The sequence below is a fragment of the Burkholderia sp. BCC1208 genome, from assembly GCF_902833095.1.
Lineage (GTDB): Bacteria > Pseudomonadota > Gammaproteobacteria > Burkholderiales > Burkholderiaceae > Burkholderia.
The window spans coordinates 129,069-146,612 of sequence record NZ_CADFDY010000009.1 but is presented as its reverse complement, the minus strand read 5'-3'; the positions used below and the strand labels follow the sequence as shown (position 1 = coordinate 146,612).

General features: G+C 67.8%; 13 protein-coding genes. 5 read left to right on the top strand and 8 right to left on the bottom strand.

All coding sequences use genetic code 11. The features are described from left to right. Window positions 1-7 precede the first annotated feature (7 nt). Window positions 8-1,150 carry an FAD binding domain-containing protein gene (locus tag HWX09_RS22090; protein WP_027786138.1) on the top strand — a complete coding sequence of 381 codons (1,143 nt, stop codon included), beginning with the start codon at window positions 8-10 and terminating at the stop codon, window positions 1,148-1,150. Between the two features lie 199 nt (window positions 1,151-1,349). On the opposite strand, the gene HWX09_RS22085 is transcribed toward HWX09_RS22090, so the two are convergent. Beyond that, window positions 1,350-1,628, bottom strand: a complete 279-nt coding sequence (locus tag HWX09_RS22085) for a DUF4148 domain-containing protein (protein ID WP_027786140.1) — start codon at window positions 1,626-1,628, stop codon at window positions 1,350-1,352. A 236-nt stretch (window positions 1,629-1,864) separates the two neighbouring features. Then, window positions 1,865-2,332, bottom strand: a complete 468-nt coding sequence (locus HWX09_RS22080; RefSeq protein ID WP_027786141.1) for an MEKHLA domain-containing protein — start codon at window positions 2,330-2,332, stop codon at window positions 1,865-1,867. Between the two features lie 267 nt (window positions 2,333-2,599). On the opposite strand from HWX09_RS22080, the gene HWX09_RS22075 reads away from it, so the two are divergent. The 3 genes from HWX09_RS22075 to HWX09_RS22065 are packed head-to-tail and all read left to right on the top strand — an operon-like array spanning window position 2,600 to window position 8,851. Next, window positions 2,600-5,839 (top strand): efflux RND transporter permease subunit, encoded by a 3,240-nt coding sequence (locus HWX09_RS22075; protein WP_027786142.1) that lies wholly within the window; start codon window positions 2,600-2,602, stop codon window positions 5,837-5,839. A 53-nt stretch (window positions 5,840-5,892) separates the two neighbouring features. Continuing rightward, on the top strand, window positions 5,893-7,296 hold the full coding sequence (locus HWX09_RS22070; protein WP_027786143.1) for an efflux RND transporter periplasmic adaptor subunit: 1,404 nt from the start codon (window positions 5,893-5,895) through the stop codon (window positions 7,294-7,296). Window positions 7,297-7,324: 28 nt separating this feature from the next. After that, the gene (locus tag HWX09_RS22065) at window positions 7,325-8,851 is read left to right on the top strand and encodes an efflux transporter outer membrane subunit (protein ID WP_027786144.1); all 1,527 of its coding nucleotides are present in this window, start codon (window positions 7,325-7,327) and stop codon (window positions 8,849-8,851) included. Here the strand turns inward: HWX09_RS22065 and HWX09_RS22060 are convergent. Further along, window positions 8,829-10,289: a heavy metal sensor histidine kinase gene (locus tag HWX09_RS22060; protein WP_027786145.1), complete on the bottom strand. Its 1,461-nt coding sequence runs from the start codon at window positions 10,287-10,289 to the stop codon at window positions 8,829-8,831. The two genes, HWX09_RS22065 and HWX09_RS22060, sit on opposite strands and share 23 nt — an antisense overlap. Then, window positions 10,286-10,963, bottom strand: coding sequence for a heavy metal response regulator transcription factor (locus HWX09_RS22055; protein ID WP_027786146.1), 678 nt, complete (start codon window positions 10,961-10,963; stop codon window positions 10,286-10,288). Before HWX09_RS22055 ends, HWX09_RS22060 begins: the two co-directional genes overlap by 4 nt. An 86-nt stretch (window positions 10,964-11,049) precedes the next feature. Between HWX09_RS22055 and HWX09_RS22050 the strand changes: the two genes are divergently transcribed. Further along, complete coding sequence (locus HWX09_RS22050) at window positions 11,050-11,202, top strand: hypothetical protein (RefSeq protein WP_155257381.1); 153 nt, start codon at window positions 11,050-11,052, stop codon at window positions 11,200-11,202. On the opposite strand, the gene HWX09_RS22045 is transcribed toward HWX09_RS22050, so the two are convergent. The 4 genes from HWX09_RS22045 to HWX09_RS22030 are packed head-to-tail and all read right to left on the bottom strand — an operon-like array spanning window position 11,199 to window position 16,793. Beyond that, complete coding sequence (locus tag HWX09_RS22045; protein WP_027786148.1) at window positions 11,199-12,314, bottom strand: Rieske 2Fe-2S domain-containing protein; 1,116 nt, start codon at window positions 12,312-12,314, stop codon at window positions 11,199-11,201. The genes HWX09_RS22050 and HWX09_RS22045 overlap by 4 nt on opposite strands. 25 nt (window positions 12,315-12,339) lie before the next feature. After that, complete coding sequence (locus tag HWX09_RS22040) at window positions 12,340-14,040, bottom strand: tryptophan 7-halogenase (protein WP_027786149.1); 1,701 nt, start codon at window positions 14,038-14,040, stop codon at window positions 12,340-12,342. 51 nt (window positions 14,041-14,091) lie between these two features. Continuing rightward, window positions 14,092-15,177 (bottom strand): monodechloroaminopyrrolnitrin synthase PrnB family protein, encoded by a 1,086-nt coding sequence (locus HWX09_RS22035; RefSeq protein ID WP_034185509.1) that lies wholly within the window; start codon window positions 15,175-15,177, stop codon window positions 14,092-14,094. Beyond that, window positions 15,177-16,793: a tryptophan halogenase family protein gene (locus HWX09_RS22030; RefSeq protein ID WP_027786151.1), complete on the bottom strand. Its 1,617-nt coding sequence runs from the start codon at window positions 16,791-16,793 to the stop codon at window positions 15,177-15,179. Before HWX09_RS22030 ends, HWX09_RS22035 begins: the two co-directional genes overlap by 1 nt. Between the last annotated feature and the right edge of the window lie 751 nt (window positions 16,794-17,544).

Genomic DNA, 17,544 nt, shown 5'->3' with positions numbered 1-17,544 from the left:
GCATCGGATGGAACACGGATCGGGCCGCAAGGCCGTCATCGCCGGCGGATCGGTCGGCGGGCTGTTCGCGGCGACCGCGCTGCGCGCGGCCGGCTGGGACGTCCGCGTATTCGAGCAATCGCCGTATGCGCTCGACAGCCGCGGCGGCGGCATCGTGCTGCAGCCGCCGATCGAGCGCGCGTTCGCGTTCGGCGGCGTAGCGCTGCCGCGCGACGCCGGCGTCGATTCGATCGACCGGATCTACGTCGATGCGCAGGACCGAATCGTGCAGCGCCTCGCGATGCCGCAGACGCAGACCGCGTGGAACGTGATCTACACGGCGCTCAAGCGTGCGCTGCCGGCCGGGATCATCCAGGCCGGCGATGCGTTCGAGCGGTTCGAGCAGGGCGGCGAGCGGATCGTCGCGCATTTCGCGAGCGGCCGCACCGAGACGGCGGGTTTGCTGATAGGCGCGGACGGCGGTCGCTCGACCGTGCGCGCGCAGTTGCTGCCCGACGTGCGGCCGACGTATGCGGGCTACGTCGCGTGGCGCGGCCTCGTCGACGAACATACGCTGCCCGAGCAGGTGCTGTATCTGCTGCGCGAACGCTTCACGTTCCAGCAGGGCGACCGGCACCTGTTCCTGACTTATCTCGTGCCCGGCACCGACGGCGCGACCGAACCGGGCAAACGGCGCGTGAACTGGGTGTGGTACCGGCGTCTGGCAGCCGACCGGCTGCCGTCGCTGTTCCTTGCGCGCGACGGCACGCAGCGCGACGGGTCGCTGCCGCCCGGCGCGATGCGCGACGACAACCGCGCGGAACTCGTCGACGCCGCCGACCGGATGCTCGCACCGACGCTCGCCGCGCTCGTCGATGCGACACCCGCGCCGTTCGCGCAGGCGATCCTCGATCTCGCGGTCGCACGCATGGCCTTCGGCCGCGCCGTCCTGCTCGGCGACGCCGCATGCATCGTGCGCCCGCACACGGCGGCGGGCGTCGCGAAAGCGGCGGACGACGCGGTCGGTCTCGCCGAAGCCTTGCGCGACGTCGCGCGCGGCGCCGCGTTCGACGCCGCGCTGGCCGGCTGGGACGCCCGTCAGCGCGCGGCCGGGGCGCTGCTGTCCGCGCGCGGGATCGCGCTCGGCGCGCGGCTGATGGGCACTGCGTGAAAGGTCGCCGGCCGGCGGTCGGCTGCCGCGCGGCACGGATCGCACTCGGGATTCAGCGCGCGCAGCACGCTGGCGCGCCCGCCGTCGTCATCGGGCAGTAGCGGCTGCCCGCGCGCGAAAGCCGCGGTCGGGGCCGCTGCCGCCGCAAGCAACGCGGCGAGCGCCAGCCCCGTCGCGCGTGTCGAGACGGCGCCCCGCTTCATTGCGTGCTCGCGGTCGATACGGAGGCCGACGTCGCGGCCATTTCCGCGTGCCGGTCGCCATGGGCGATCGCATACAGTTCGCGATTGCGCGCGATCGTCTGCGTGCTCGGCGGATAGTCCCAGTTCGACGTCGGCAGCGTACCGTCGCGCTCCGCCCGAATCAGGTCGGCGCGCACGTCGGCGCGCGTGGCCGTATGGTCGGCCGTTTGCGCGAATGCGACGATCGGTGCGCTCAGCGCACAGGAAAGCAGGACTGCACGAATCAGGTCGTTCATGATGTTCACCTCTCAAAGATGGCGTGTTCGCGTCCGCAGATCAGGCCGGACATCCGCTCCGCATCGATGCGATGAGGAGTGGTGTCCATTCTGCGATTCGCGCGCTTTCCTGAAGGTGAGGCTTCGATTACGGTTTTGTTATCTGATCGCCTGCGCCCGTCGTGGGTGGGCGACTCCGGTTCGCCGGGCACGGCGCGGGCCCGCAACGCGGTCCGTATGCCGGTTGATCGTCGAGTTCATGCGGGCGCGTCGAGCGGCCGTACTTCCGGAATCATCGCGGCCTGGCCGTGCACGATTCCGTCTGCGTCCATGAGCTGCCACACGGTCGCGCACTCGATCCAGAACCGCTTGCCGGACTTCGTCACCCGCACGCCGCGGTATTCGGACACGAAGCCGTCGCGCATCACCTTGTCGAGAAACACCTGGCGCTCGTGTCGCTCCATCGGCTCCGCCGACAGACGCGACGGCAACGCCGTCAGTTCATCCCAGTCGTATTCGAAAATCGCCTGCGCGCGCTTGTTGCCGTACACGAACACCGGATCGGCCGACGTGTCGTGCGCAAGCACGCCGAACGGCGCCGTATCGTACAGCCACGCGGCGCCGTCGGATGCGCTCATGCCGTCGGGCACGAGCGGGCGGTTCACGAGCCGGCTATACGAGTCGGCAAGAAGGGAGAAGAAGTTTGCATCGGTGCGCAACGACATCGGTCTGGCTCCTGAAATCGGCGAGATACGCGAATGAGCGAAGGTTTGCCGCCGGACATTATATGGACGAAGCGGCGCACCCCGTCGGCGACGAGGGTTCAGCCAGCCCGCATCGCGCTGCGCGGCCCGCCGCACGGCCGATGCCGCCGCGGCGCACGGATAACGGTTTCGTAATCTTCGGGTCAGGATCGGGTCAACGCCGCACCGGCAGACTGCACGCTCGTCGCATCGAATGCGCATCCGAGCCCTGCTTCGAGGAGCACCGTCATGTGGATCGTCCGGCTGGCATTACGCAGGCCTTACACGTTCGTCGTACTCGCGCTGCTGATCTTCATCGCGGGCCCGCTCGCGCTGCTGCGCACGCCGACCGACATTTTCCCGAGCATCGACATTCCGGTCGTCAGCATCGTCTGGTCGTACAACGGCTTCTCCGCGGAGGACATGGCCAAGCGGATCACGTCGAACTACGAACGCGCGCTCACGTCCGACGTCGACGACATCGAGCACATCGAGTCGCAGTCGCTGAACGGCGTGTCGGTCGTGAAGATTTTCTTTCACCCGGGCGCCGACATCAATCGCGCGATCGCGGAAGCCGCGAGCAACGCCGCGTCGATCCTGCGCATCCTGCCGCCCGGCACGCTGCCGCCGAACATCATCACGTACAACGCGTCGACCGTGCCGATCCTGCAGCTCGGGCTGTCGAGCGACACGCTCGCCGAGCAGCAGCTGTACGACCTCGGCAACAGCTTCATCCGCACGCAGCTCGCGACGGTCCAGGGCGCGGCCGTGCCGCTGCCGTTCGGCGGCAAGATCCGCCAGATCGTCGTCGACCTCGATACGCGCGCGCTGCAGGCGAAAGGGCTCGCGCCGATCGACGTCGTCAACGCGATCAATGCGCAGAACCTGATTCTGCCGGGCGGCACCGCGAAAATCGGCACGCACGAATACAACGTGCAGATGAACGGCAGCACGCAGACGGTCGCCGCGCTGAACGACCTGCCGGTGAAGACGATCGGCGGCAGTGTCGTGTACGTGCGCGACGTCGCGCACGTACGGGACGGCTACGCGCCTCAGACCAACATCGTGCGCGCGGACGGCAAGCGCGCGGCGCTGCTGACCATCGAGAAAACCGGCAGCGCGTCGACGCTGACGATCATCGACCAGGTGAAGGCGATGCTGCCGAAGATAGCGGCCGGGCTGCCGAAGGCGCTGCACATTTCGCCGCTCGACGATCAGTCCGTGTTCGTGAAGGCGGCGGTCCAGGGCGTCGTGCGCGAAGCGCTGATCGCCGCCTGCCTGACCGCGCTGATGATCCTGCTGTTTCTCGGCAGCTGGCGCGCGACGCTGATCATCGCGGTCACGATCCCGCTCGCGGTGCTCGCGTCGCTGCTCGCGCTGTCCGCGCTCGGCCAGACCATCAACATCATGACGCTCGGCGGCCTCGCGCTCGCGGTCGGAATCCTCGTCGACGACGCGACCGTCGCGATCGAGAACATCACGCATCATCTCGAGCGCGGCGCGGCGCTCGAGGACGCGATCCTGACCGGCGCGGGCGAAATCGCGGTGCCGACCTTCGTGTCGACGCTGTCGATCTGCATCGTGTTCGTGCCGATGTTCCTGCTGACGGGCGTCGCGCGCTATCTGTTCGTACCGCTGGCCGAGGCCGTTATCTTCGCGATGATCGCGTCGTACTTCTTCTCGCGCACGCTGGTGCCGACGCTCGCGATGGCGCTGATGCGCGCGAAAGGGAACGGCCGGCCGCCGCGCGGCGTATTCGCACGCATCGCGCGTTTCCAGGCCGCGTTCGAGCATCGCTTCGAGGCCGTGCGGCTGCGCTATCGCGCGTTGCTGTCCGCGGCGATCGCGCGGCGCCGCCGCTTCGCGGCCGCGTTCCTGCTCGCATGCGTCGCGTCGACGGGCCTCTACGCGTTCGCCGGGCAGGACTTCTTCCCGTCGGTCGACACCGGCGAGATCCGCCTGCACCTGCGCGCGCCGACCGGCACGCGGATCGAGGAAACCGCGCGGCTGACCGATGAAGTCGAAGCAAAGATCCGCGGCGCGATTCCGGCCAACCAGCTCGCGAGCGTGCTGGACAACATCGGCGTGCCGGCGAGCGGGATCAACCTCACGTACGACTCGTCGGATCCGATCGGCAGCGAGGACGCCGACGTGCTCGTCACGCTGAAGCCGAATCACGCGCCGACCGCCGCGACCGTCGCGAAGCTGCGCAACGTGCTCGCGCAGTCGTTCCCCGGCGTGACGTTCGCGTTCCTGCCGGCCGACATCGTCAGCCAGATCCTCAATTTCGGGCTGCCCGCGCCGATCGACATCCAGATCGTCGGCAACAAGCTCGACCCGAACCGCGCGGTCGCGAATGCATTGCTCGCGAAGCTGCGCGGCGTGCGCGGACTCGTCGACGCACGCATCCAGCAGCCCGGCGACGAACCGGCGATCGACGTGAACGTGGACCGCACGAAGGCGATCCAGGCGGGCCTCGACCAACGCGACGTCGCGCAGAACCTGCTGATCGCGCTGTCCGGCAGCTCTCAGACGACGCCGAACTTCTGGCTCGATCCGCGCAACGGCGTCAGCTACCCGGTGCTCGTGCAGACGCCGCAATACACGGTGAATTCGCTGCAGTCGCTCGCGAACGTGCCGCTGCCCGCCGGCACCGCCCGCTCACCGCAGACGCCGGCCGGCGGCCCCGCCGCGGGCGTGCCCGCGCAGAACCTGCTCGGCTCGCTCGGCACGTTCTCGCGCTCGACCCAGCAGGCCGTGGTGTCGCACTACAACGTGCAGCCGGTGCTCGACATCTTCGCGTCGGTGCAGGGGCGCGATCTAGGCGGCGTCACGGCCGACGTGACGAAGCTCGTCGACGCCGCGCGCGCGCAACTGCCGCCCGGCTCGTCAATCGTGCTGCGCGGCCAGGTGCAGGCGATGCACGAGTCGTTCGCGGGCCTGCTCGTCGGCCTCGCGCTCGCGATCTCGCTGGTCTACCTGCTGATGGTCGTGAACTTCCAGTCGTGGCTCGATCCGCTCGTGATCGTCGGCGGGCTGCCGGCGTCGCTCGCCGGCATCGCGTGGATGCTGTTCGTCACACGCACCACGCTGTCGGTGCCCGCGCTGACCGGCACGATCCTCTGCATCGGCATCGCGACCGCGAACAGCATTCTCGTCGTGAACGCCGCACGCGAGCTGCTCGCGGCCGGCGCGTCACCGTGGCAGGCCGCGCTCGATGCAGGCTTCAGCCGCTTCCGGCCCGTCGTGATGACCGCGCTCGCGATGCTGATCGGCATGTTGCCGATGGCGCTCGGCCTCGGCGACGGCGGCGAGCAGAACGCGCCGCTCGGCCGCGCGGTGATCGGCGGCCTCGCGTTCGGCACGGTCTCGACGCTGCTGTTCGTGCCGGTGCTGTTCGGCTTCGTCCACGCGTGGCTCGCGCGGCGTCGCGACGCGGCGGCCGCCCGGCGCGCGCAGCACGCGCCCGATACGCCGGCGCTGCATTGAGCGCGGACGCCCGCCCCTTCTCATCCTTCGATTCGCCCGACCCCGGACCCATCATGAACGATTCGATCGAACCCGTCGCCGCGCCGCCCGCCGCCGAAGCGACCGCCGCGACCGCCGCGGCCGCAGCCGTGCCGCCCGCCGCGCGCGGCGCCACCCCCGACACCCCGCCGGCCCGCCGCGGCCGCAAGCTGGCCGTGCCGCTCGCGGCCGTCGCATTCGCCGCCGCGCTGCTCGCGCTCGGCATCGTGCCGCGTATCGATGCACGCGCCGCTCAGCGTGCACAGGTAGCCGCGCAACAGGCGCTGCCGGTGTCGGTCGTCGTGCCCGGCGCGGCGCCGGCCGACCAGACGCTGACGTTGCCCGGCTCCGTGGCGCCCTATGCGGACGCGTCGATCTATGCGCGCACGAGCGGCTACGTCGCGCACTGGAGCGCCGATCTCGGCACGCACGTGAAGGCCGGCCAGACGCTCGCGCGGATTTCGGCGCCCGATCTCGATGCGCAATTGCGCCAGGCGCGCGCCGACGAAGCGAGCGCGCAGGCGAACTACGACTACGCGAAATCGACCGCGCAGCGCTGGCAGGACATGCTGAAAACGCAATCGGTGTCGCAGCAGGACACCGACACGAAGGTCGCGGACATGAACGCGAAGCGCGCGATGCTCGCGTCCGCGCAGGCGAACGTCGCGCATCTTGCCGAACTCGTGTCGTACGAATCCGTCACCGCGCCGTTCGACGGCGTGATCACCGCACGCAACGTCGACGTCGGCACGCTGGTCACCGCAGGCGGCACGCCGGGCAGCCCGGGCCTGTCCGGCGAACTGTTCCATCTCGAACAGACGGACACGCTGCGCGTGTTCGTCGACGTGCCGCAGGACAGTGCGACCGGCGTATCGACCGGCACGCCGGTCTACCTGACGACGCCGCAGTATCCGGGGCGGCGGCTTGCCGCGCGGGTGGCGCGCAGCGCGGGCGCGATCGACCCCGTCACGCGCACGCTGCGCGTCGAGATCGACGTCGACAATCACGACGGCACGCTGATGCCCGGCGCGTATGCGCAGGCGCATCTCGCCGTGCCGAGCGCGGCGCCGGCGCTCGCTCTGCCTGTCAGTGCGCTGCTGTTCCGCCCGAACGGCGTGACGGTCGCCACCGTCGGCGCGAACGGCCGAACCGCGCTGAAGACCGTGCAGATCGGGCGCGATTTCGGCACGCGCGTCGAGATCGTCGCGGGGCTCGCGGCAGCCGATCGCGTGATCGACAACCCGGGCGATGCGATCACGGCGGGCGAAGCCGTGAAGATCGTGTCGACCGCGCACGATGCGGCGCCTGTTGGCGCTTCTGCCACTCGACCCGCGCAACCCGCCACCGCCACGCGCGTCGCGCCGCCGATGCACGCCGCCAGCGCTGACGGTGCCGCGACGGCCGCGTCGACGCCGGTTTCGGCGCCCGCGCGCGGCTGAACCATCGACGACTCAAGAGATATCCGCCATGCGCTGCCTTCATCCGCTCCCGTTCGCTCGCCGTGTCGCCGCACTCGGCGCCGCCGCTGCACTGACCGCCTGCTCGACGCTGCCGCCCTATTCGCCGCCCGCCGTCGCGGTGCCCGCGCACTACGCGGGCGCACCGGCCGCGCAGGCCGGCTGGCGCGCCGCGACGCCGGCCGACGCCGCCGCGCGCGGCGCCTGGTGGACCGTCTTCGACGACGCCGGCCTGAACGCGCTCGAAGCGCGCGTCGACGTGTCGAACCAGACGGTGAAGAAAGCCGTCGCCGCGTTGCGGCAGGCACGCGCGACGGTCGACTATCAACACGCCGGGCTCCTGCCGACGCTCACCGCGGGTGCCGCGCAAAGCCGTGCTCGCGTATCGCAAAACCGGCTCGGCTCGTCGCTCGCCGGCAAGACGACGCCCGACTATCAGGCGGGCGTGGCCGCGAGTTGGGAACCCGACGTGTTCGGCCGTGTACGCGACGCGGTGACGGGCGCGCAAGCGAACGCCGCCGCGAGCGCGGCCGATCTGCAGGCCGTAAAGCTCTCGGTCACGGCCGAACTCGCGACCGACTATTTCGCGCTGCGCTCGCTCGACACGCAGAAGCAACTGCTCGACGACACGGTGCGCGCGTACGCGCGCGCACTGACGCTGCTCGAGCAGCAGCTCGCGGCCGGTGCGATCGATGCGTCGGCGGTCGCACAAGCCGAGGCCCAGCTCGAATCGACGCGCACGCAGGACACCGACATCGACGCGTCGCGTGCGCAGTTGCAACATGCGATCGCGACGCTCGTCGGCGAGAGCGCGTCGACGTTTACGCTGCCGCCGCACGTGCAGCCGTTCCAAGTACCGGCCGTGCCGGCTGGCGTGCCGTCGCAACTGCTGGAGCGGCGGCCCGACATCGCGGCGGCCGAGCGCCGAGTCGCGGCCGCGAACGCGCGGATCGGCGAGGCGCGCGCCGCGTTCTTCCCGGATCTCGTGCTGTCGGCGAGCGCAGGCCTCGAGAGTTCGTTCTTCGCGCCGTGGCTCGCCGCGCCGAGCCTGTTCTGGTCGCTCGGCCCGCAGCTCGCCGGCACGCTGTTCGACGGCGGGCGCCGCAGCGCGTCGCTGCGCGGCGCGCATGCGCAATACGACAGTGCGGTCGCCGACTACCGGCAAACCGTGCTCGTCGCGTTCCAGCAGGTCGAGGATCAGTTATCGGCGCTCGATGCACTCGCGTCCGAAGCCGGCAGCCAGCAGCGCGCGACCGACGCGGCCGACCTGTCGCTGCGGCTGACGACGAATCGCTTCAACGCGGGCGCCGTCAGCTATCTGGACGTGGTGACCGCGCAGACGATCGCGCTGACGAACCGGCGCACGGCCGATCAGATCGACGCGCGCCGGATCGAGGCCGAAGTCGGGTTGCTGAAGGCGTTGGGCGGCGGCTGGCAGGCGAGCGCAGGCACGGACGCGGAATCGAAAATCGGCGCGAAGGAACATGCGGCGGCCGCACGGTCCGGACCCGCCGTCACGCTGCCGGCGGCCGGTTGAACGTGAGCACGAAACGTGTGCCGAACGCGTCGCTTTCGACCTGCGCGGTGCCGCCGTGGAGTTCCATCACCGAGCGCACGATCGCGAGGCCGAGCCCGGCGGTGCCGCCCGGCGCACCGCCGCTACGCGCGGGGTCGCCGCGCACGAACCGGTCAAAGATCCGCGGCAGCAGCGCGGGATCGATCGGCTCGCCCGGATTCGCGACGACGACGCGCACCGCATCGGCGGTTTCATCGACACTCAGTGTGATGACGCCCTCGGCGGGCGTGTAACGCAGCGCGTTCGCGAGCAGGTTGCCGACGGCGCGCCGGAACAGCTCGACATCGGCGGTCAGTTGCCCCTGCCCTTCGACGCGCAACGCCGAGCCCGCTTCGTCGGCGAGCCCCTCGAAATACTCCGCGATGCGCTCGAGTTCGTCGCGCACGTCGAACGCGCGCTGCCGGGTGACGAAGCTCGGATGCTCGGCGCGGGCGAGAAACAGCACGTTCTCGATCATCCGCGCGAGACGATCGTATTCCTCGAGATTCGATTCGAGCAACGCCTGGTACTCGTCGGTCGAACGCGGCCGCGCGAGCGTGACTTCGGTGGCGCCGCGCATGTTGTTCAGCGGCGTGCGCAGGTCGTGCGCGAGATCGGCGCTGAATTGCGACAGATGCGCGAACGCCTGCTGCAAGCGGCCGAGCATCGCATTCTGCGCATCGACGAGCGCGCGCAATTCCGGAGGGGCGCGCGACGCATCGAGCCGCGTATCGAGCTTGTCGACCGTGATCCGGCCGGTGTTGTCGACGATCTCGCGCAGCGGCGCGAGCGCCGTGCGGATCAGCCAGTACCCGAGCAGTAGCGCGAACAACGCGCCCACGCCGCCGGCAAGCTTGAGCCGATCACGGTAGCCGTCGAGCAGATCGGCCCGGTCGCGCATGTTGCGGGCGATCGCGATGCGGATCGGCGTGCGATCGCCGAGCGCCGCCTCGATCACGACGCCGCGCATCGGCGTGCCGCCGGCGGCAGTCCACGTGACGAGCCGATCGGCCGTGATCCGGTCGCTCGCGGGAATCGGCACCGCGTGCGGCGCGAACAACTGCGCGTCGGCAAGTGGAACCGATGCGGCCGCGGGCGCATCGTCGAGCGCGGCGAGCCGGACGTTGTGGCGCACGAGCACGTCGCCCCGCGCATCGACGGCGGCCATCGACATCGCCTCGTTGCCCAGCACCTGGCTCGTCAGCCGCTCCGTGTGCGCGCGCACCGCATCGAGCGACTCGAGCTCGCCCGCGAGCCGGCGCGTGTGGCGCGCGGCCAGCACGATGTCGAGATCGTCCTGCGTGTTCACCTGCCGCTCGAGGCCCGCATACACATACGCGCCGACGAGCGCGAACGCGGCGAGCGTGGTCGCGGCGAAGGCGAGCGCGAGCGTCGCGGCCAGCGAACGCGGGCGCGTCATGCGTCGTCCTTCGGTTCGAGCACGTAGCCGACGCCCCGCACCGTATGGATCAGCTTGACCGGAAACGCGTCGTCGATCTTCGCGCGCAGGCGCCGGATCGCGACCTCGACGACGTTGGTGTCGCTGTCGAAATTCATGTCCCACACGTACGATGCGATCTGCGTCCGGCTCAGTACCTCGCCCTGCCGGCGCGCGAGCAGTTGCAGCAGCGAGAATTCGCGCGGCGTGAGGTCGATCCGCGTGGCGCCGCGCTTCACGCGGCGGCGCACCACGTCGATTTCCAGATCGCCGACCGCCAGGTGTTCGGTCTCGCGCGGCGGCCCGCGACGCGCGAGCGTGCGGATGCGGGCGAGCAGTTCGACGAACGCGAACGGCTTCACGAGGTAGTCGTCGGCGCCGAGTTCGAGGCCGTGCACGCGGTCCTGCACGTCGTCGCGCGCGGTCAGGAACAGCACCGGCGTCGTATGCGTGTCGCGCAGCCGCTTGAGCACGCCCCAGCCGTCGAGCACGGGCAGCATCACGTCGAGCACGATCACGTCGTAACGCTCTTCCTGCGCGAGCGTCAGCCCTTCGCCGCCGTCCTTCGCGAGATCGACGCTGAAACCCGATTCCTCGAGCCCCTTCTTCAGGTACGCGCCCGTCTTCGGTTCGTCTTCGACTATCAGGATGCGCATGGCCGGCTCCGTCGCTTTCGTGGGAACATCCGGCGATGTTACCCGGAAACGGCGACACGGCCGCGCTCCGTGCGGGCGCGAACGGCGTGGATGACAAAACGGTAATCGGCCTGTCATCCTGGCGTGCGGTCGCGACGCCGGGCGGCGGGTTGGAGCTGTCCGCGTTCCGTTCGCTCGCGTTCACCACCTCGATCGACGCGATGCCGAGCGGCGGCCGGCCGGCCGCCGATTCCGGCTAGGGCTGTCGACTCATGCCTTGCCGCTCGCTCGCGCCGACGCGGTCGACCCAGCCGCGATAGAACGCGCGGTACTTGAGCACGAGCTTGTCGTACTTGCTGTACGCGCCGCCGCCGTCCGGCTTCATCCCGTTCCAGATCTTGACGTCGTACCCCGCGGCCTGCCTGGTCTGGAGTCCGAACAGCACGTAGTCGGTCGCGCGGCGCAGGACGCCGCCCACCTTCCTGATCGAGATGAGCATGTGCATGACGTTCTTGCCGTCGCTCACCGGCGTCACACACTGGAGCAGCTTGTATTTGACGTCTCCGTCCAGGGCGACGGTCATCACACACCCGCCGGGGTAGCCGTCGAAATGCAGGTTCATCTGCGACATGTTCAGGCCCAGCGCGCGCGACAGCATGCCGAGCGGCCCGAAGTACCGGTTCACGGTGAAGTCGATCCCGGCGCCGAACCACGCGCCCGCCCGCGCCAGCGACTCGACCTCCGGCCATTCGCGCCAATCGTCGAAGAGCTTGAGCTCGAAGGCCGATATCGGGAGCGCATGGACGGGGGTCGCGTGCTGCGCGTCGTAGAAGTTCTCGACGATCCGCAAGACCGCCGTCGTCGTCTCGAACGCGAAATGCAGGTGCATGAAGTCGCCGTTGTCGACGTCGGCCGCGGCGATTTCGGGCAGCGGATGCAGCGGCTGTGGGGAGCCGTACCAGACCCACACATAGCCGTACCGCTCGACGGTAACCAACGTCGGCTGCCGCGCCCCGCGCGGGACGGGCTCCAGCCGGCACACCGCCGCGCTGTGGCCGGGGATATGCACGCACTGGCCGTGCTCGTCGTACCGCCAGTGGTGAAACGGGCACCGGATGCACCCGTCCTCGACCTGCCCGTCGGCCAGGTTCGCGCCAAGGTGCGCGCAGTGGCGATCCATCACCACGGCCCGGCCCGTCGCACCGCGCCACGCGACGCACGGCCGGCCGAAGAGCGTCAGCGCCGCCGGCTTGTCCTTGAGGTCGCTCGAGCGCATCGCGACGTACCAGCTCGCGGCCACGCGCGTGGTCGCATCGTACGCCCCCGCGGGATGCTCCCGGGCACCCACCTGATTCAATTGAACGTCGTCTATCATTTTCATTCCGGAGGTCGACCGACTACTTCAGCGCCAGGCCGATGCGGGTCGTGACGTACGCCCTGAGCAGCGCGAACATCGGGTTGTAGTCGAAGTACCTTTTCACCTCCGCCGGCGCGCTGGTCTGCGTCCAGTGCAGCAGCTTCATCGCCGGCAGCAGGCTGTACTTCGAGTTGTTGAGCTGCGGTTTGGCGCCGGTGATGCAGTACCCGAAGCCGAACATCGGCTTCGCGAATTCCCGTTCGTTGATGAGGGCGTGAATCCGCGCCGCGGCCTCCTCCGCCGACTTGTGCCCGGCGCTCACGGCCTCGACCTCGGCTTTGGCGTCGTTGAACAACTGGTAGTACCCCTCCATGTCCGCGCACAGGAACCCGAGGTACGGGGCCTCGTCGTCGAGGCGATCGAGGTCGCGCTCGTCGCGAGACGCGCGGAACCTCGCATGTGCCTGCACGAGCCGGAACTGCCCGAGGATCGTGCCGACCGCCCACAGCCGGTGGAACGCATCCCACAGCCGGAAGTCCGAGAACGCCGTGTAGCAGCAGCTGACGAAGTCGTCGTTGTGGTCCAGCAGCTTCTGCTGCAGGCGCTCGATGTACTCGAAGCGCTCGGGGGAAAAGTCGTCGTCGCGCAGCGCCTTGATGAGGCGCGCCGCGAGCGCATGGATGGTCACCGCGGTGTTCTCGAGCCCGCGGGAGAAAAGCGGATCGATGAACCCGTTCGCGTGCAGCATCAGGCAGTAGCGGTCGCCGATGCACGCGCTCGACGAGAACTGCAGGCGGTCGGTCCTGACCCAGTCGCGCACCGGCACGGCGTCCCGAAACTGCGCCGCGATGCTCGGGAACCGCGCGAGGAATTCGTCGAATTCCTGCTGCGCGGAGATGTCCGTTTTCGGGTGGATACGCGGGTCGAGCTGCAGGCCGACGCTCACCAGATTGTTGGTCGAACGCGCGTGGTTGTTGAACGGAATCACCCAGAGCCAGCCGCCCTCGAACATGTGGTGCAGGGTTCCCTCATGCCAACGCCAGCGCTGCCCCTTGACCTTGAAGATGTCGTCGAACGGCTTGACCCCGAGCATGTGCGTGTAGAGGCTGCGCGAATGCGTTTTGAAACGACACGGCTCTTCGCGAAGATTGAACTTGGTCGCGAGCGGCGCGCGGGGCCCGCCGCAGTCGATCATGTACCGGCCGGTGAACCGGTCGCCCTGCGCGGTGGCCACCGCGACGCCGTCCTTGTCGGCGTGGTATTCGGTCACGGTCGTCTTCTGGCGAACCGTGCAGCCGTATTTGATGGCGGCCTGCAACAGGTAGGCGTCGACGTCCTGCCGGTAATAATGGCTCTCCGGCCCCCACGGCAACTCGGGAATGACGCACTGCGTGAACTCCTTCGGGTCGTGCTCCTCGCCGGGCTTGTGGAACACGAAGCCGAAGTTGCGCTTGATGCCCGTGCTCGACGCGACGTAACGCTGCGTCGCATAGAACGACGTGATGTGATCGAGCTCCGGAATGCCGTAGCGATCGGCGATGATGCGGTTCATCAGCGACGTCTCGGGGATCGACGATTCGCCGATCGTGAACCGCGGGTGCGACGACTCCTCGATGATCAGCACGCGAAACCGTTGTTTGGCCAGGATGGCTCCCATCTGGGTGCCCGACATGCCAGAGCCGAGGATGATCACATCGAAGTGGTTGCTGTCGCGCCCGTTTGCGGGGCTCTGCTGAGTCATGGGGGCTAACTCTCCTGGTGAGATGGAACACATGGCCGCGCGCGTCGGGCGTCAGGGCCCGTCGAGCGCGGCGCGAACGCGCGACCGTGCCGCACGCGTGAGCGTGAGCAAATCGCCGAGCATGCTGGGCGCGTAGCCGCCGCTGCCGATCGTGGGGCCGCTTCGCCCGACTTCGTACGCCCGCTCCGCCAATTTGACGTGCGGCGCCCGGAAGCGCAGCAGAACCTCGAACACCCGGTCGAGGGCCGCCAACCCTGCCCCGACGGGCTCGCCCCGCGCACGGTCCGCTTGCGCGTCGCCGAGCACGCGGTCGACGAGCGACGGCCCATCGGCGAAGCGCGCGTAGATCGTCCTGAACGCGGGAAGCACGTAGGGCAGGTACGTCTCCTTGAATTCCCGATAAGGCTGATGGTCCGATTGCGCGCCCCACAGCACGTGCTCCAGCACGAAGAGGGGCATCTCGACGGCACCGGGGCCGAGGTAGCTCCGGCCGCCGACTCGAATCGGTTCGTAGAACGGGCGGAGTTCGTCGTAGAAGACCTGCACCGAGATGAAGCGGTACGCGTAAACGATCGAGTCGACCATTTTCTGCAGGTAGGCCGTCAGCTCGTCGCACCCTTGCGCGAACGCGGGCGACCGCAGCGGCACGTCGGACAGCTCGACGGTCAATGCGATGGCCGCCTCGAGGGCCGCCATCGAGATGCGCACGCTCTCGAGCAGGTGCGCTTCGTCGCCTAGCCCGGTGTAGCTGCGCTGCGTGTCGGCCGCCGCGGGATTCCAGACCGTCACGTGCAGGAGCGTCTCGCGCGGCGGCAGGTCGGTCGCGCGCGCCAGGTCGAGCAGCACCGGCTCGAGGCCGGGCACCACGTCCACGGGCTCGTGGCCGTGCCGCTTGAGCGACCCGAGGAAGAACCCGATGTCCCGCATCGCGGCGGCGGCTTCGACGAAGCCCCAGCCCGAGGGCACGCCGTGCGCCGGGAGGAACTCGCGCAACACGCCGACGATGCCGGGTACATCCTGCTTGCGGTTCAGGGCCGGCAGTTGCAGAACGAGCGAGCGCGCCCGCAGCGGATCGCAGGCCGCCACCGCGGCGTGCGTGGCCGCGATGGCGCCTACCCGGTCCAGCGCGCGCTCCACTACAGGATCTCCGGCGTCGCGAGCGTCGGCCCGGGCTCGCTGCGAGACAGCCCCGCGTCGCGCTCACGCAGCGAGCGCAGGTAATCGTGGTTCGTCGGCAGGCTCGTCCGCAGACGCTCGGCCTCGCGCTGGATCCGCGCAAACATCGCCTCGGCCTTGTCGATCGACTCCGGCCGGTGCTGCAAGAGCGGCAGCGACCGGTCGGGCAGCAGCCCCAGGCCGGCAAAAATGCAGTAGTAGTTTCCGTTCAACCAGAAGTTCTTGAACTCGTAGTCGAAGGTTTCGTAGTACGTGGAATCGTCGAACGACGTGGTGGTCAGCGGCAGCCCCGCCTTGTAACGTTCGACCTTCTCCTTGATGGCGTCCGACAGCCGCAGGTCGTTCCGGTTCGCGCGCCAGAACGGTGTGTCGTCGCGCGACGCGGTGAAATAGTGCGCCTGCACGAAATCCCGGCAGTCGTCGAACATGTGGACGATTTCGGCGTTGAACGCGTCGGTCAACCGCGGGTCGAACGACGTATCGGGGAAGTGCTTCACGAGCTGGTAAAGCGCCGCGTAGATGAAGTAGATACCGGTCGATTCCAGCGGCTCCAGAAAGCACGACGACAGCCCGATCGCGACGCAGTTGTTGACCCACGCCCGCCTGTTGCGCCCGACCCGGAACTTGATCTGGTTCAGAGGCTGCGCGTCCGAGAGGCCCCAGAGGCGAAGAAAGTCGGCGGTGGCCTGATCGCGCGATGTGAACTTGCTCGAGAACACATAGCCGCTGCCGAACCGGCCCAGCATCGGAATCTTCCAGGTCCATCCCGAGTTCATGGCGATCGCCGACGTGTACGGCTCGATCCCCACGCGGGCGTCGTCGGCAGGCACGGAGCTGGCGACCGCGCTGTCGCACAGCAGGTAGTCCGACATGTCGATGAAGGGTTCCTTCAAGGCCTGGTTGATCAAGAGCCCCCGCATGCCGGAGCAATCGATGAACAGGTCCGCTTCCAGCGTGCGCCCCTCCTTGGTGGACAGGCTGGAGATGTAGCCGCGCTCGTTCAGATGAACCTGCTCGACCTCGTCCACCACGCGGGTCACGCCGCGTTCGGTGGCCCAGCGCTTCAAGAAGTCGGCCACCAGGTGTGCGTCGAAGTGCCACGCGTGGGACATCTGGCGGGTGCCGTCGGCCAGGCACGGTGCCAGCTTGCCGTCGAGCGCCTCGGTCTGCGGGTAGCACGCGTACTCCATCGGCTGCTGGAAGCCCTGTTCGCGCTTGCGCAGCCAGTAGTGGGTCAGCGGCACGCCGTCGCAGTTCGGCACGTTGCCGAACAAATGGTAGAAGTGATCGTCGCGCGAGCGGTCGGGAGACTTCCTCCAGTTCACGAACCTGATGGCGGACTTGAACGCGCCGTTTACCTGGGGCATCCACTCCCGCTCCGGTATCCCGAGGAAGTCGAAGAACACCTTCTGCAAACTCGGGATGGTCGCCTCGCCCACGCCGATCCGCGGGATCGCCGCGGATTCGACGAGTGTGATGTTCGCCTGCTGCTGGAGCGCCCGCACGAGGTACGACGCGCTCATCCAGCCCGCCGTGCCGCCGCCCACGATGACGATATTCTTGATCGGATTAGTCATTACACGCTTCCCATAGGATTTAAAACCTGAATGGATAGTGCCGCCTCGTCGAGTTGAACCGGAAATGCGTCCGATAACGCGTCATGACGCACCTGTCCCATCACGACAAATGGCACCGAAAAGGCGTAGCGAATCTCAGCGCGGTTAAGCAAAAAATGCGAATCCCCCATCGTACGCGGCGGCACACCGCGTAATGGATTACGCCTCGACAAATCGACTTGGCGATGCAGCGATCGCCATCAGCTCATTGATATTTTCGGTTTTATCAATTGTTGCCAGGATTGTCACACCATGCACTTGACCGCTCCGACACACCATAGCAGCGTTCACGACGGCATATCTCGAAAAATTTCATATCGATCCCAGGCGATTCAGAGAAATTCTAAATCCCGAAAAATATCGGTGAAATTTCGCGAATCAAATGATTTAATTTTTTCGAAACAACAAAATTCATTTTTTCATTTTAATCATGCGCACCCGATATCATGCGGTCAAAAAAATGGTAAATGGCATACTGAATTCACAGGAAAGAAATAACGAATTCACTGTTTTCAGAACAAAGATGGCGACCTTTTCGAATTTCGACGATATTGATCTCGACCCAAAAATAATCCGACTCGTCAGTAGAGAAATTCGTCATGATGTGTCTCACGCGAATACGAAAGCCGTGCGATGAAGACGGGCGTGTTCATGCAAGCGCAGATCGCATTTGCACTGAAACGAACCGGGCCGGGTGCCGCCACGAAGCGTG